The organism is Winogradskyella marincola (assembly GCF_029624125.1).
GTDB classification, from domain to species: Bacteria; Bacteroidota; Bacteroidia; order Flavobacteriales; family Flavobacteriaceae; genus Winogradskyella; species Winogradskyella marincola.
In genome coordinates, this window is record NZ_JARSBN010000001.1 from 157,895 (window position 1) to 172,047 (window position 14,153).

Sequence of the window (14,153 nt, forward strand, 5' to 3'; positions counted from 1 at the left end):
AAAGATTCCTGCATGTGCAGGAATTTATCCCAATTTATTATTAAACTGACGTAACTTAATAGCTGTTAACACTTTTTTAGTATACAACGGAAAATCTGCATTTAGCAACCAACCAAAGTAACCTGGCTCTTGCTCCATAACATCAACTACGCGTTTTCCTTTGTGCTTACCAAAAGAAAAACACTCTTCACCTTCTTTATTATAAATTAGGAAGCCTGCAAAATCTGCAAACTTTTTACGCGAACTGAATTCTGCTAAAAACTTGGTATCATTTTCCAGCTCTTCATAGCGCTCTAATTGCGCTTTTAACACTTCGTACGTCGCTTTAGTATCTGCTTCTGCACTATGAGCATCTTCTAAATTTTTATCACAATAAAACTTATAGGCCGCACTTAATGTACGTTGTTCCATTTTATGAAATATGGTTTGTACATCTACTGCCAAACGATTTTTCATATCAAAATCAACCTCAGCACGTAACATTTCTTCTGCTAAAAGCGGAATATCAAATCTATTAGAATTAAAACCACCCAAATCAGAATCTTTGATCAAATTATAAACCTCTTTAGAAATTTCCTTAAAGGTTGGTGCGTCAGCAACATCTGCATCAGAAATACCATGAACAGCGGTTGTTTCTAGTGGAATGGGAATTGTTGGATTTACCTTTTTGGTATAAGTTTCTTCCTTTCCGTTAGGATACACTTTTAATATTGAAATTTCTACGATTCTGTCTTTAGAAATATTGATTCCTGTGGTTTCTAAATCGAAAAAACAGATGGGTTTGTTAAGGTTGAGTTGCATTTATCTTATAGTTTAGTACAAAGTTATGGAGATTAAATATAAACTTTCAATTTTGTAAAAAAATTACGCAACCTTTTTTACTTTATAGTATCTATAAGAAAACTATAATATGAAAAATAGATTACCATCCTTACTTTTTTTAATCTACATTATTTCTACCCATAGTATCATTGCTCAATTTGCGGAGCCAATTTTACTGCAAGAAGACACCAGTAACATTACAAATATTGTGTTTGCAGATATCAATAATGATAATCTTAAAGATATCATAGTTACCAAAAAAATTGAAAGCACTTCTATTTCCTATTTTATTAACCTTGGTGATCTGAATTTTTCTGAAGAAAATGTAATCCTTTCAGGCAATAGCCTAGTAACTAATATAGCAACTGGCGACTTTAATAATGATGGATGGGAAGATCTTATTAGTATAGGTGACAATGAAAACTCTGTAAGACTACATATCAATTCTAATTCTACATTTACCTCACAAGTTATAGATACATTTACTTTTTTTGAAAGTGATATTTCTGCTTCAGACATAGATAATGATGGTGATCTAGATTTCATAGCTATAGGCGGCCCAACTTTTAAGGTTTTTTATAATGATGGCTCAGCTAATTTTACACAACAAACTATAAGTGGCCCTCAGGATAACTTTGAAGATTTTTTTGACATCACAATTGCAGACATAGATAATGATGGCTATGAAGATGTTATTACTGGCGGAGCCAACACCTCTGTATATAAGAACACAAATGGCATTATAACTTATGACAGTACCAGAAGTTCTGCTATTAATAACGGAACTAACCTAATGGTAAAACTTATAGATTTAGATAATGATGGAGATTTAGATTTGCTCTCTCAAAGCAACAGTAGTTCGTTTGGTATACATTGGATAGAAAATGACGGTAACGGCAATTTTATTAACACGCATATAATCGACCCTAACCCTTACTCCGTAGAGTCTGTTACCGTAAAGGATTTTGACAATGATGAAGATAACGATATTTTAATTTCTGACAATTTTGATTTATTAATTTATAACAACGATAGTTTAGGAAATTTTAGCTTGCCTTCTGTAATACAAGACAACGACCTCTCAATAAGCACTGTATATTCCGAAGATTTTGACAATGATGGAGATTATGATATAATATGGTCTGCAGACCTATCTATTCAACTCAACAATAACACCTTGAGTATAGACAAAAATCCAGATAATAATAACATTAACATATATCCAAACCCTGTTCTGGACAACATAAATATTTACACCGAGACTTCAGGAAAATGCACAGTTTATAACTTTATTGGCCAAATAATTGCTAGTGATATTGCTTTAAACAGTGGCTACAACACTATTAAGCTTTCTAATAAAGCTCAAGGATATATCATTAAAATAGAAACCAACAATAAAGCTACCTACAAAAAGGTCTTATCTAAATAAGCGTATAAATAATAAACTTAGTCATAAAAAAAGCACAGTCCTAAAACTGTGCTTTTTTATGTATTTGAGATGCTGAATCAAGTTCAGCATAACAAGATATTAATTAAATTTCCCTGTTAGAATCCCAAGCTTCAAGATAATCTTTTACAGCTTTTACAAACTGTCCACCTAAAGCTCCATTTACCACTCTATGATCGTATGAATGCGACATAAACATTTTGTAACGGATACCTATAAAATCTCCTTGTGGAGTTTCTATAACTGCTGGCACTTTTCTAATGGCACCTAAAGCTAAAATACCAACTTGCGGTTGGTTAATGATTGGTGTACCCATAATACTACCAAATGTACCAACATTGGTTACGGTATATGTACCACCTTGTATATCGTCTGGACTCAATTTATTTTCTCTTGCTCTATTGGCTAAGTCATTTACTTTTTTAGCCATTCCTAGAAGATTTAACTGATCCGCATTTTTAATTACTGGCACAATTAAGTTACCATCTGGTAGAGCTGCAGCCATACCTAGGTTAATATTCTTTTTCTTTATAATTGTGTCACCTTGAACAGAAATATTCATTAATGGAAAATCTCTTAGAGCTTTAGCAACCGCTTCCATAAAGATTGGTGTGAAGGTTAGATTTTCACCTTCACGATTTTTGAAACTGTTTTTGTGCTTGTTTCTCCAATTCCAGATTTCTGTTACATCTGCCTCAATAAAAGACTGAACATGAGCAGACGTCTGAACAGACTCTACCATATGCTTAGAAATAAGCTTGCCCATTCTCGTCATTTCTATAATTTCATCTTCACCTGAAGCAACAACTGGTGCTGGTGTAGATTTAGACTTGCTTGGTGCTGTCTTGGTTTCAGCTTTTTGCTCTACGACAGGCTGAGTTTTTACCTCCGCAACAGGAGCAGAACTGCGCGATTGCAAGTACGATTTAATATCGTTTTTAGTAACACGACCATCCTTACCTGTACCTGAAATAGCATCTAACTCTGATTGAGAAATACCTTCTTGCTTAGCAATATTTTTTACTAATGGAGAGTAAAAACGATCTCCTGAAGAAATTACAGGCTCTGTTGTTTCTTTTGCTTCAACAACTGTTTGTGCTACTTCTGCTGCTGCTTTTACAGCTTCTTTAGCAGGTTCTGTAGCTGCAGCTTTTACCTCAACGGTATCTCCACCTTCAGTTTTTATAATTGCGATTGTTTGACCTACTTGTACCACATCATCAACATCAAAAAGCTTTTCTAATAATACACCATCTACTTCACTTGGTACTTCACTATCTACCTTATCTGTAGCTATTTCTAAAACGGCTTCATCAGCTTCAATCGTTTCGCCAACGTCTTTTAACCAAGAGGTTATCGTTGCTTCTGCAACACTCTCACCCATTTTAGGTAACTTAAGTTCAAAATTTGCCATATCTATAATTTGAAGGTCTTTATTGTAAAATTGAATGCAAAATTAATAAAAAACAGTCTGTTTTGATGAATTTAATTCAACAAAATTTAGAAGCTCACAACTTCTCCTCTACCAACACTACTGTCGCTTCCGAGGATAAAATTACTACTTTTTACCCATATTCTATATGTATTTTGCTTTGTCGTATTATAAGTTTTTATAAAATCTATTGCCGCTTTGTAACCAAAAGATTCAACATCTAAAATAAACTGGGCACCATCTGATATGGTATCTAAATGTGTTTGAAAACTAACAGAATTTTGAATCTTATTTATAAGTCTTTCTTCTTTAGTTTCCGAAATAACAATGGTTTCTTTAACGGTTGGCGCTTCTAACTTAGCTAGTGATTTTCTTTTTGATGCTATACTCAATACTATTTTTACCATAGCTAATATGAGTATATTTTTTTTGTAATGCTTTTTATAAAAAATACCCATGGCTCCGTAAAAACGTTTAGCATACACTTTGTCTTTTAATGTACTCTCGCCTTTATAGTGTATCACAGAAGTCTTGCCATAATAATAATTATCATAACCAGCTTTCAGAACTTTATAGGATAAATCTACATCTTCACCATACATAAAGTAATCTTCATCTAAGCCTTTAACTTCTTTATAAACATCTTGTTTTAGCAACATAAAGGCACCTACTAAAATCTCTGTTTTACCAATATCGTTTGGCGCTAAATTATTGTCGTAATATTTTTTTGAATTTCCTATTAACTTTTGAAGTGCTACCTTAGGAGTAGGAATATGCCTTTTACTTTCTGGCAGAAACTTTCCTCTACCATCTATTAGTTGACATCCTACAATACCTAGATTAGTCTGCTGATCTGCAAAAGCAATTATTTTAATAAATGTATCTTCAGCAACAACTGTATCTGGATTAAGAATACACAAATACTCGCCTTTTGCACTAGCAACACCTATATTATTTCCTTTTGAAAAACCATAATTCTCTTTATTCTCAATGAGCTTTACATTTGGAAACAATTCCTTTACCATAGCACAACTATCATCGGGTGATTTGTTATCCACAACAATAATTTCTGAATCAATATCTTTTGTTGCCGCTTCTACACTTCTTAGACAGAGTTCTAAAAAATAGCGTACATTATAATTGAGTATGACTACGGAAAGCTTCAAAACAAGATTATGATTTTAAAGAAGCCTCAAACGGAATACGATCTACAATACTTCTGCCTAAAGTGATTTCGTCTGTATATTCTAATTCGTTACCTGCAGCAACACCTCTTGCTATTGTAGAGGTTTTAACATTATAGTCTTGTATTTGTTTAAAAATATAAAAGTTGGTTGTGTCTCCTTCCATTGTAGGACTCATTGCAAAAATGAGCTCGTTTACCTTACCAGATTTCACTTTTTCTACAAGTGAGGTAATGTTTAAATCCTGAGGTCCTACACCATCCATTGGTGAAATTTTTCCTCCTAAAACATGATACAGTCCTCTAAATGAACTTGTGTTTTCTATTGCCATAACGTCTCTAATATCTTCTACAACACAAATTAATTCTTCATTACGATTTGGGTTTTCGCAGATTTCACAAAGTTCTTTATCGCTAATATTATGGCAAGATTTACAAAATTTAATTTCTGCTCTTACTTTTGAAAGTGCATCAGCCAGTAAAACTGTTTGTTGCTCTGGTTGTCTCAGTAAATGCAAAACCAAACGCAATGCCGTACGCTTACCAACACCTGGTAACTGAGACATTTCGTTTACTGCATTTTCTAAAAGTTTAGAAGAAAATTCCATGAATGCGAAGGTACTGAATTTTGCATACACAAAAGCCCAACCATATTAAGATTTATGATTGGGCTTTTATTATGATTTTAAATTTATTTTAAAATAAGTTTCTTGGTAATTTCACCCTTGTCACTATTTAACTTCACAAAGTAAATACCATTACTAAATGATGATACATCTACTTTAAATCCATTATATAGGCTAACTTTTTTTCCATAAAACATAATTTTACCTTGAGTATCAAAAATTCTAATACTGACGTCTTCAGATGTATTCCACTTTAAGTTTACCTCATCTTTAGCTGGGTTTGGATACATTGTTAAATCATTAAACTGAAAATCCTTGATACTTAGAGATGCATCATAAATATTAGATCTCCAAAGTCCTCTACCGTAAGTTGCTGCATAAATTTTATTATCCGCTGTATTAATTTCTAATTCATTGATTCTAACATTTGGTAAGCCATTATTGAACGGTTCCCATTCTGTTAATGTATTATCTGTGTAGAATACTCCGTAATTCATTCCAACATATAATCCATCATCTCCATTATCTTGCCAAGCTAACGCTTGAGCAACAAAACCAGGTAAGTTCATTAGTTTTGAAGTCCAAGTAGAACCACCATCTAAACTAACATAAACCTTCTGACTGTTGGTTGTTGCAACAGCAACTTTATTAGGATCTGAAGGATGTATAGCAATTTCGTTTATAATTGCAGAGTTTCCAATGTTTAAAGGAGAAATTGACCAAGAAGTACCTCCATTAACAGTAAACCTCAATGTACCATTAATAGCGCAATACATCACCTGATTATTACTTGGCGCAACCTTAAAGTGATCTATATTTGCGCCAAAATTTGGTGATATAGAAACCCAATTAACTCCACTATCTTCAGACTTATACACTTCGTCATAAGCCACGTAAATTGTATTTTGTACTATTGGATCTTGCTCAAAAGGCACAACCCAATTCCAATTACTTTGACCTCCCTTACCATCTGGTTGTGTAAGATTAGACACATTGCTACCAAAAAAATTATACTCTGCTCTATATAAAGACCCAAATTGAGTTGTTCCATACATAATAGATGTGTTGTTTTTATCTACAAACCCTTCCATTCCATCTGCACCTAACCAATCTGTCCAAAGTCCATCTTCCCTTAAAGTAGAAGTACCGTTATCTTGCGAACCACCTGTAACAACAACAGGATCTGTTTGGCTAACACCTATCTTGTAGAATTGTCTAATTCCTAAACCTGGAGTCAAATCAGTATAGTAAGTTGAACTCACTGTTGTAGGATTATCTGCTCTATAAATACCTCCATCTGTACCTACATATAATTTTGCATTTGCTCCTGCACCTGCAAAATGCATAATATCTACATCTGCATGACAATAACCAATAGCCATATTACTTGCATTACTAGGAACCCATTGTGAAGTGATACTAAAATTAGCACCACCATCTGTAGATCTCCAAGTGTTTATACCTGCAATATGCACATCATTAGCATCGTTTGGATTTACCGTAACATCCATATCTCTTGGAGCTTGACCAAGTGCATCATTTCCATTAGAGTCGTATCCAAAAAAGTTTTGTGTATGCGTTAACTTTGTAAAACTACTACCACTATCACTAGAAGCATATAAAGCTCCAAATGTTCCACCATTAGCTTCTAAGACATAAACAACATTAGGATTATTAGCTGAAACACCAATCATTTTTGGGCCATTAGAAAATTGATTAGCACCAGAACCTGATATCTGAGAAAAGCTTACACCTCCATTTGTAGAAACATAAAAAGCATTTCCTGAAGCATATACTACGTTTGGGTCGTTTGGTTTAAATTCAAAATCATAACCTGTTCCTGTAGCCACAAAATAAATAGAGCTCCAAGTAACTCCGCCATCTGTAGACTTATACAGTCCATTACCTTGTACACTGGCATAAATTTTCATTGCGTTTGTTGGATCTACCAATATCTTATTAACAGTACCGCCACCAATATCTGACAACAAAGACCATGTTGCACCTGCATTTGTAGACTTAAAAATTGTTCCGCTTGTTGAACCCCAAAAATAAGTATCGCTATCTGATGGATCTATGGCAAGTGAAAACACATCTATATTAGAAAGGTTATCTGAAAGCACTGTCCAAGACGATCCTCCATCTACACTTTTCCACACTCCACCAGTTTCACTTCCAGCTAGGATATGATTTAGATTAGATTCATCTACCGCTAGAGAAGTTATTCTACCAACACCAGGATTCCATCCAGACGTCGCATCCCAATAAGTTGGTCCCATTTCTTCCCAAGTACCAACTGTAGTTCTTGCTGCTAAACCCTCACTATTATTACTTGCATTATAATCTTCTAATTCATCATAATAAAACTCAGGAGATTTTAATTTTCCGGTCTCATCCATGGCGCGTTCTGCGAAGTACTGCCATCTTTTAAAAATCTTAAAACCTGTTCCTCTTCCTCTACCAACAGAATCAAAATGTTGCTTTGCAACTTCTGTAATATGCTCTATAGTATGATCTCCATCTTCTATAAGTTTACGGTAATCCTGAGCTGATACGCCAAAAGCTAATACTCCCAACGACAATGTTAAAAATATCTTTTTCATAAAAAATTGAATTTAAATAGCTATTTTTTTCAAAAATACTATTTTTCATAAATTTTTCAGTAAAGAATTTCTTTTATGAGCCCTACTTCAATTTTAGTTTTAATAGCCTGCTATTTTGCAGTTTTAGTATTGATTTCTTATTTCACAGGAAAAGAAGATTCTAATGCTGCTTTTTTTAAAGCCAATAAGTCAGCACCTTGGTATTTAGTGGCTTTTGGAATGATTGGCGCTTCATTATCTGGAGTTACTTTTATCTCTGTTCCTGGTGCTGTTGAAGCCAAACAGTTTGGTTATTTACAGGTTGTGTTTGGCTATTTGTTTGGTTATATAATCATCGCTTTTGTTTTGCTTCCTCTGTATTATAGGTTGAACTTAACATCAATATACACCTACTTAAAAGATAGATTTGGAAAAACAAGTTATAAAACTGGCTCTGTAGCTTTTCTTATTTCCAGAACTGTTGGTGCTGCTTTTAGATTGTTTTTAGTGGCTAAAGTGCTTCAGCTTTTAGTGTTTGATCTTTTTGATATTCCGTTTGTGATTACAGTGATTATTACCATTGCCTTGATTTGGCTTTACACCTTTAAAGGCGGCATTAAGACAATCATTTTCACAGACACATTACAAACTTTATTTATGCTAATATCTGTGGTTGTAACCATAGTATTTTTAGCTTCTGCTTTAGATTTAAATAGTGTAAAAGAAATCGTTGATTATACCAAAGAAAGTGACTTAAGTAAGGTTTTCTTTTTTAATGACAGTAATGACCCTCAATACTTTTGGAAAAGCTTTCTTTCCGGAATATTCATTACCATTACTATGACAGGTCTGGACCAAGATATGATGCAAAAAAACTTAACCTGTAGAAGCCTAAAAGACGCTCAAAAAAACATGCTTTCTTTTAGTGTGGTACTCATATTTGTAAATATCTTATTTCTTGTTCTTGGCTTGATGCTTACAGATTATGCGGCTAAAAACGGAATTACTGCAACCAAAGATGACTTGTTCCCAACTATTGCTATGCTACCAGAAATTGGCATTGTTACCTCTGCATTTTTTTTACTAGGATTGATTGCTGCGGCATATTCTAGTGCAGATTCTGCATTAACATCTTTAACTACGTCTTTTTGCTTTGATATTTTAGATATAGAAAACAAACCTGAAGCATCTAAAAAAGGCATACGCAAAAGAACTCACATTGGTTTTAGCATTGTGTTAGTTATAGTTATCATTCTTTTTGATTTAATTTTTAATGATGTCTCTGTAATCTGGAAACTTTTTAAAGCAGCTGGCTATACTTACGGACCATTACTAGGCCTTTTTGCTTTTGGCTTATTTACAAAGCATCAAATAAAAGACAAGTTGGTTTGGATTATAGCTATCATTGCACCTGTTATTTCCTATGTATTAAACCTTTACTCTAAAGAACTTTTTAATGGCTATGAAATTGGTTTTGAAATTCTAATTATTAACGGAATTCTGATGTTTATCGGAATGCTATTAATCAAAAGAAAAAATTAATACTGGTCTATAGACAGTAATACAAGTGTACAGGCCGCTTCAAACTCAATAGTGTTTTCTTTAAGAATTTCATAAAACTCAGGATTTTCTGTACCTGGATTAAAAATGACACGCTTAGGTTTTAATCCTAATATATAATCGTAGTAGGCTTCTTGATGCTTCGGACTAAGATACAATGTTACAGTATCTACATCTTTGTAATCTAACAGCTCTGAATCTATTGCTACATCATTGACTTCACCTTGCTTTAAGCCAAAGGCCACAACCTCATGATTATTTTGCCTTAATCTATTAATAGCAATATTAGAATAGCGATCTGTTTTTAGAGATGCTCCAAGAACCAATGTTTTTTTACTCATATGTTAAAAGAATGTTAAGTAGTGTTAATTAAAGTAACATGATGCAAAAATAGTCGTCTAGAGATAAAGAAACTTTCAATCAATCAAATTTCAATCAAAAAATGAAGCAGTTCTTATTAATGCTTATTTTGGTTTCAAGCACCATTTTAAGCGCCCAACCCAATTCCAACAAAGACATTAAAAATGGTTCTATTTCTGGTAGAGTACTAGATGCCAGCCTTAACGAGCCATTACCTTATGTAAATATTGTTGTAAAAGATGCCACAAGCAAAGTTCTTACTGGTGGTATTACAGATAATGAAGGAAATTTTACTATCGAGAAAATTCCAGAGGGTAGCATACAAGTAGAAATTACATTTATCGGTTACAAAACCATTTTAAAAAATGAAACTATCGGAAATGTCAACTACAACATTAAGATGGGAGATATTCTCTTAGAGGAATCTTCTGAAGGTCTTGATGAAGTTACCGTTGTTGCAGAAACCTCAACTATTCAACAAAAGGTAGATAGAAAAGTAATTAACATTGGTAAAGACTTGCAAACAGCTGGAGCAACAGCAAGCGAGATTATGAACAATCTACCATCGGTAAGTGTAGACCAGCAAAGTGGTGCTATTAGCTTACGTGGCAACCAAAATGTGCGTGTAATGGTAGATGGTAAATTATCTAACATTCCGGCAGACCAGTTATTAAAACAAATACCTTCTACATCTATTAAAAGTATAGAGTTAATTACCAATCCATCTGCAAAATACAATCCAGAAGGTATGAGTGGTATTATAAATATTGTCCTACACAAAAACACTCAAATTGGTTTTAACGGTAATATTAATGTTAGCCTTGCTCATGATATTGAACCAAAATTCAACAGTTCAATAGATGCCAACTACAGAAACGGAAAATTCAATTTATACGGTTCTTATAGTAATGGTGCTATAAAGAATTATAACCAAGGTAGAATTAATAGAGTTGAACAACAAATATTTCAGAGTTTCAACATTCTTGATGACAATCAATCTCACTTATTTAAGTTAGGCTTAGACTTTTATCTAGATGATAAAAACACAATATCTGTATTTACAAATCAAAACTCATTTGATAACAACGTAAATGTAAATACTTACATAGATTATGTTACAGATCCTTCTTTAGACGAATCTCAAGCTATTTATGGAGAAAATGAAAACGATTCTGAGCAATACAACTTTAACTATAAGCACGATTTTGCTGACGGACACAATATTGAATTAGAAGTAGATCACAATATTTTTGGCGATAATGGTAATACAAACAATAGTTTTTTTAGCTCACAGCGACCAAACTTTACTGAAGATACTGAAACCGACAGAACACGTACTACTATTAACTTAGACTATGTAAACCCACTTTCTGATGCTGCTAAATTAGAACTTGGTTTGCAAGCACGTTTGTTTGAAAATAGTATTTTCTATGAGTCTAATGGTAGAGAGCAAAACGAGTCTGGACAGTACATCCCTACAACCACACTTTTTGACTACTCCAGAGACATCTACTCTGCTTATGCAACATATGGCAAAAAGCTAGAAAAATGGTCTTACCAAGTAGGATTAAGAGCAGAAACTGTAAGCGTAGATTCTGACGCTTTTAGAAGAGATTTAGCAGCTAATACAGAGTTAAATATTCCTTTTAAAAATGACTATTTTGAACTGTACCCTTCTGCATTCTTTACATATACTCCATCTGAGAAAAACTCATATCAGTTAAGCTACAGCAGACGTATAGATCGTCCTGGAATTGGGCAAGTAAATCCATTACCACAGTTTAATACAGCTTTAATTTCTCAGTTTGGTAACCAAGAGTTATTACCTCAGTTTACAAACTCTATGGAAGTGAATTATACAAGACAATTAAAGAAAGGTAGTGTTACTGCAGGTGTATTTTACAGAATTATAGAAGACGAAATACAGCAAGCTATTTTAATAGACAGAGCAGATACCAACCGTTTAATCCTTACAAACCTTAACTTTGATAACACCTCTTCTTATGGAGTAGAATTATCTTCTAACTATCGTCCTACAAAATGGTGGAATGTTAATGCTAGTTTTGATTTGTTTTCTCAAAAGCAAAAGAGTTTAGCAGAATCGTTTGACACTAATGGAGACATTGTTTTAAATACTGTTGAAGTAGATAATGTTGCCTGGAATCTTAGAGCATTCAACAACTTTAAAGTAAGCAAAAGCTTAAGTTTTTCAGCATTTGGAATGTATAGAGGTAAGAACAAAAACATTCAGTTTGAAATGCAAGACATGCTTATGGTAAACCTTGGTATGCGTTACAGCTTTATGGAAGGCAGAGCTAGCTTTAGCCTTAACTACAATGACATCTTTAACACCATGTATGCAGAGTTTGATGGAGAGCGACCATTCTTACAAAGAGGTCGTTTTGAGTGGGAAAGTCAGCAAATATCTGGTAGATTATCTTACCGTTTTGGTGGTGGCAAATACAGAGCAAAATCTCGTAAGCAAAGAGATAACGATGTAAAACAAGGTGGTGGTATTTTTTAACACCCAAAAGTGTCACAAAGCATTAAAAAAATAGTCTATACAATAGAAAGACTTAAAAACATATCTAATAGTTTACATAAATAGTTGATGGTTAGTGTTAATGTTTAACTATTAGATAGAAAACCCTGATGGTTGCAAAACTGGTCAGGGTTTTTGTTAAATGCACGTTAAATATGTTAATCTTTGAAATAAAATCTAGCCTATTACGTCTAAATAAGTGAGATAAGTTTTAAGTAATAGTTTTTATAAGATTTTTTAAATTTTATAATAGTGTTAGTTAAATTGGTTAATAGCTGAAAAGCCCGGACAACTTTAGGTTGTTTGGGCTTTTTTTAGTTATTATGGGTAAAAGCTCTAGCCTGTTTTCATAATTCTTTTATATGATTCTATATTTTTTTAAGCTTTAATTATTGTTCTACTTTTTGTAATAATTAATCGTGTATCTCAACTTTTGCAACTATATTATTTTTTATCTCTATTGCAATTGAGTTGGTTTTATATTTATCTAATGGCTCTAAGATCAATTCAAAATCAGAACTTTTATCACTCAATGGATAGATTGCGGATAAATAAAAATCATTTTTCCAGTTAGAATATTTTTCAATTTTCCTAATCCCGATTTTATCAAATTTATTTTCAATTTTTGGTAAATAAAAAGTGCTCCAATTTTGAATTAACTGACTTATAAAATCCAAGTGAATAGTATATGGCCTATAACTATATCCTTCTAAAATAATAGTTGTTTCATTAGATTTATCATTTAAAACTACATTTCCATACCAAGTGTAATTTCTAGTAAGATTTTGGCCTTTGATTCTTTGACTTTTTAATGTACCAATTATCGGATGATTATAAGTTTTTTTGCTACCAAAGAGTAAGTCAATTATACTCATATATTGTATTTACAAAATGTGGTCTTTAATTTTAAATCTTAGCAAATTAATTTGCCTTAATTGCGATTATGCATTTCTGTGTGTAGTTTTAATCTTGAAAAACAATATCTATATATGGAATTCCCCAAAAATCATTACCAGGATTTCCTCCTCCATAAAAAGAAGAACTTGTAATAGTAAGTTCTTCAAAATTATTTGGAAAAGTAGAGTTTCCGTATATAATTCTACCTATTAAATTAGCAACATTATTACCCGAATTGTTTTGAGTTCTTCTAATTGTATATGAATGACCAACTAATATTTGAATAGGCATTATAGAAATGTAATCAGTAGAAATTGAAGAAAAAATATGATTGTCACTATATAATAAAGTATTTGATGTATTATCATAAACCTCAATTAAATAAGGTGTCGAGCTAAAGGATGGCAAGCTTTGATAACCTATTTGACAAATAATTTTATTTTCAGAAACTTCAAAATTATATGAATGAGTTTCCGTATCCATAGTGGTTTCTTCTATATTTGAAGATGTAGAAGATAAGTCATTATAGAGTTGGCTAAAAATAGTGTTAGTTGAATCACATATAGCTTCTTCATCTAAGTTGTTGTTATCATCGTCATTCGTACAGGATATTAATCCAATTAAGATAAATATTCCTAATAATATTTTTTTTGTCATTGTTTTAGTTTCTATGTAGATGCAAACACTTGTGAATGGTTGCGC

General features: G+C 32.7%; 11 protein-coding genes. 3 read left to right on the forward strand and 8 right to left on the reverse strand.

The window, feature by feature from the left end:
* Positions 1 to 24: 24 nt before the first annotated feature.
* The gene (locus P7122_RS00780; RefSeq protein ID WP_278003880.1) at positions 25 to 801 is read right to left on the reverse strand and encodes a 3'-5' exonuclease; all 777 of its coding nucleotides are present in this window, start codon (positions 799 to 801) and stop codon (positions 25 to 27) included.
* A 109-nt stretch (positions 802 to 910) separates the two neighbouring features.
* On the opposite strand from P7122_RS00780, the gene P7122_RS00785 reads away from it, so the two are divergent.
* Positions 911 to 2,251 (forward strand): FG-GAP repeat domain-containing protein, encoded by a 1,341-nt coding sequence (locus P7122_RS00785; protein ID WP_278003881.1) that lies wholly within the window; start codon positions 911 to 913, stop codon positions 2,249 to 2,251.
* 103 nt (positions 2,252 to 2,354) lie between these two features.
* Here P7122_RS00785 and P7122_RS00790 read toward each other — a convergent pair whose 3' ends face one another.
* The 4 genes from P7122_RS00790 to P7122_RS00805 all read right to left on the reverse strand — a co-directional run bounded on the left by P7122_RS00790 (position 2,355) and on the right by P7122_RS00805 (position 8,113).
* Positions 2,355 to 3,683: a dihydrolipoamide acetyltransferase family protein gene (locus tag P7122_RS00790; RefSeq protein WP_278003882.1), complete on the reverse strand. Its 1,329-nt coding sequence runs from the start codon at positions 3,681 to 3,683 to the stop codon at positions 2,355 to 2,357.
* A gap of 86 nt (positions 3,684 to 3,769) precedes the next feature.
* Entirely contained in the window at positions 3,770 to 4,867 is a 1,098-nt protein-coding gene (locus P7122_RS00795) for a glycosyltransferase family 2 protein (protein ID WP_278003883.1), read from the reverse strand.
* A 7-nt stretch (positions 4,868 to 4,874) separates the two neighbouring features.
* Complete coding sequence (gene recR / locus P7122_RS00800) at positions 4,875 to 5,492, reverse strand: recombination mediator RecR (RefSeq protein WP_278003884.1); 618 nt, start codon at positions 5,490 to 5,492, stop codon at positions 4,875 to 4,877.
* 83 nt (positions 5,493 to 5,575) lie between these two features.
* Positions 5,576 to 8,113 (reverse strand): T9SS type A sorting domain-containing protein, encoded by a 2,538-nt coding sequence (locus P7122_RS00805; RefSeq protein WP_278003885.1) that lies wholly within the window; start codon positions 8,111 to 8,113, stop codon positions 5,576 to 5,578.
* Between the two features lie 75 nt (positions 8,114 to 8,188).
* On the opposite strand from P7122_RS00805, the gene P7122_RS00810 reads away from it, so the two are divergent.
* A complete protein-coding gene (locus P7122_RS00810; RefSeq protein ID WP_278003886.1) occupies positions 8,189 to 9,634 on the forward strand; it encodes a sodium:solute symporter in 1,446 nt (481 codons plus the stop codon).
* Here P7122_RS00810 and P7122_RS00815 read toward each other — a convergent pair.
* A complete protein-coding gene (locus tag P7122_RS00815) occupies positions 9,631 to 9,993 on the reverse strand; it encodes a CoA-binding protein (protein WP_278003887.1) in 363 nt (120 codons plus the stop codon). The genes P7122_RS00810 and P7122_RS00815 overlap by 4 nt on opposite strands.
* Positions 9,994 to 10,094: 101 nt before the next feature.
* Between P7122_RS00815 and P7122_RS00820 the strand changes: the two genes are divergently transcribed.
* Positions 10,095 to 12,536, forward strand: coding sequence for a TonB-dependent receptor domain-containing protein (locus P7122_RS00820; protein ID WP_278003888.1), 2,442 nt, complete (start codon positions 10,095 to 10,097; stop codon positions 12,534 to 12,536).
* 431 nt (positions 12,537 to 12,967) lie between these two features.
* On the opposite strand, the gene P7122_RS00825 is transcribed toward P7122_RS00820, so the two are convergent.
* A complete protein-coding gene (locus tag P7122_RS00825) occupies positions 12,968 to 13,429 on the reverse strand; it encodes a hypothetical protein (protein ID WP_278003889.1) in 462 nt (153 codons plus the stop codon).
* An 88-nt stretch (positions 13,430 to 13,517) separates the two neighbouring features.
* On the reverse strand, positions 13,518 to 14,108 hold the full coding sequence (locus P7122_RS00830; protein WP_278003890.1) for a hypothetical protein: 591 nt from the start codon (positions 14,106 to 14,108) through the stop codon (positions 13,518 to 13,520).
* Between the last annotated feature and the right edge of the window lie 45 nt (positions 14,109 to 14,153).

Excerpts from the sequence above, each read along its gene's own strand:
- P7122_RS00780 (WP_278003880.1), bottom strand. The coding sequence starts at position 801 with ATGCAACTCAACCTTAACAAACCCATCTGTTTTTTCGATTTAGAAACC.
- P7122_RS00785 (WP_278003881.1), top strand. The coding sequence starts at position 911 with ATGAAAAATAGATTACCATCCTTACTTTTTTTAATCTACATTATTTCT.
- P7122_RS00790 (WP_278003882.1), bottom strand. The coding sequence starts at position 3,683 with ATGGCAAATTTTGAACTTAAGTTACCTAAAATGGGTGAGAGTGTTGCA.
- recR (WP_278003884.1), bottom strand. The coding sequence starts at position 5,492 with ATGGAATTTTCTTCTAAACTTTTAGAAAATGCAGTAAACGAAATGTCT.
- P7122_RS00805 (WP_278003885.1), bottom strand. The coding sequence starts at position 8,113 with ATGAAAAAGATATTTTTAACATTGTCGTTGGGAGTATTAGCTTTTGGC.
- P7122_RS00810 (WP_278003886.1), top strand. The coding sequence starts at position 8,189 with ATGAGCCCTACTTCAATTTTAGTTTTAATAGCCTGCTATTTTGCAGTT.
- P7122_RS00815 (WP_278003887.1), bottom strand. The coding sequence starts at position 9,993 with ATGAGTAAAAAAACATTGGTTCTTGGAGCATCTCTAAAAACAGATCGC.
- P7122_RS00820 (WP_278003888.1), top strand. The coding sequence starts at position 10,095 with ATGAAGCAGTTCTTATTAATGCTTATTTTGGTTTCAAGCACCATTTTA.
- P7122_RS00825 (WP_278003889.1), bottom strand. The coding sequence starts at position 13,429 with ATGAGTATAATTGACTTACTCTTTGGTAGCAAAAAAACTTATAATCAT.
- P7122_RS00830 (WP_278003890.1), bottom strand. The coding sequence starts at position 14,108 with ATGACAAAAAAAATATTATTAGGAATATTTATCTTAATTGGATTAATA.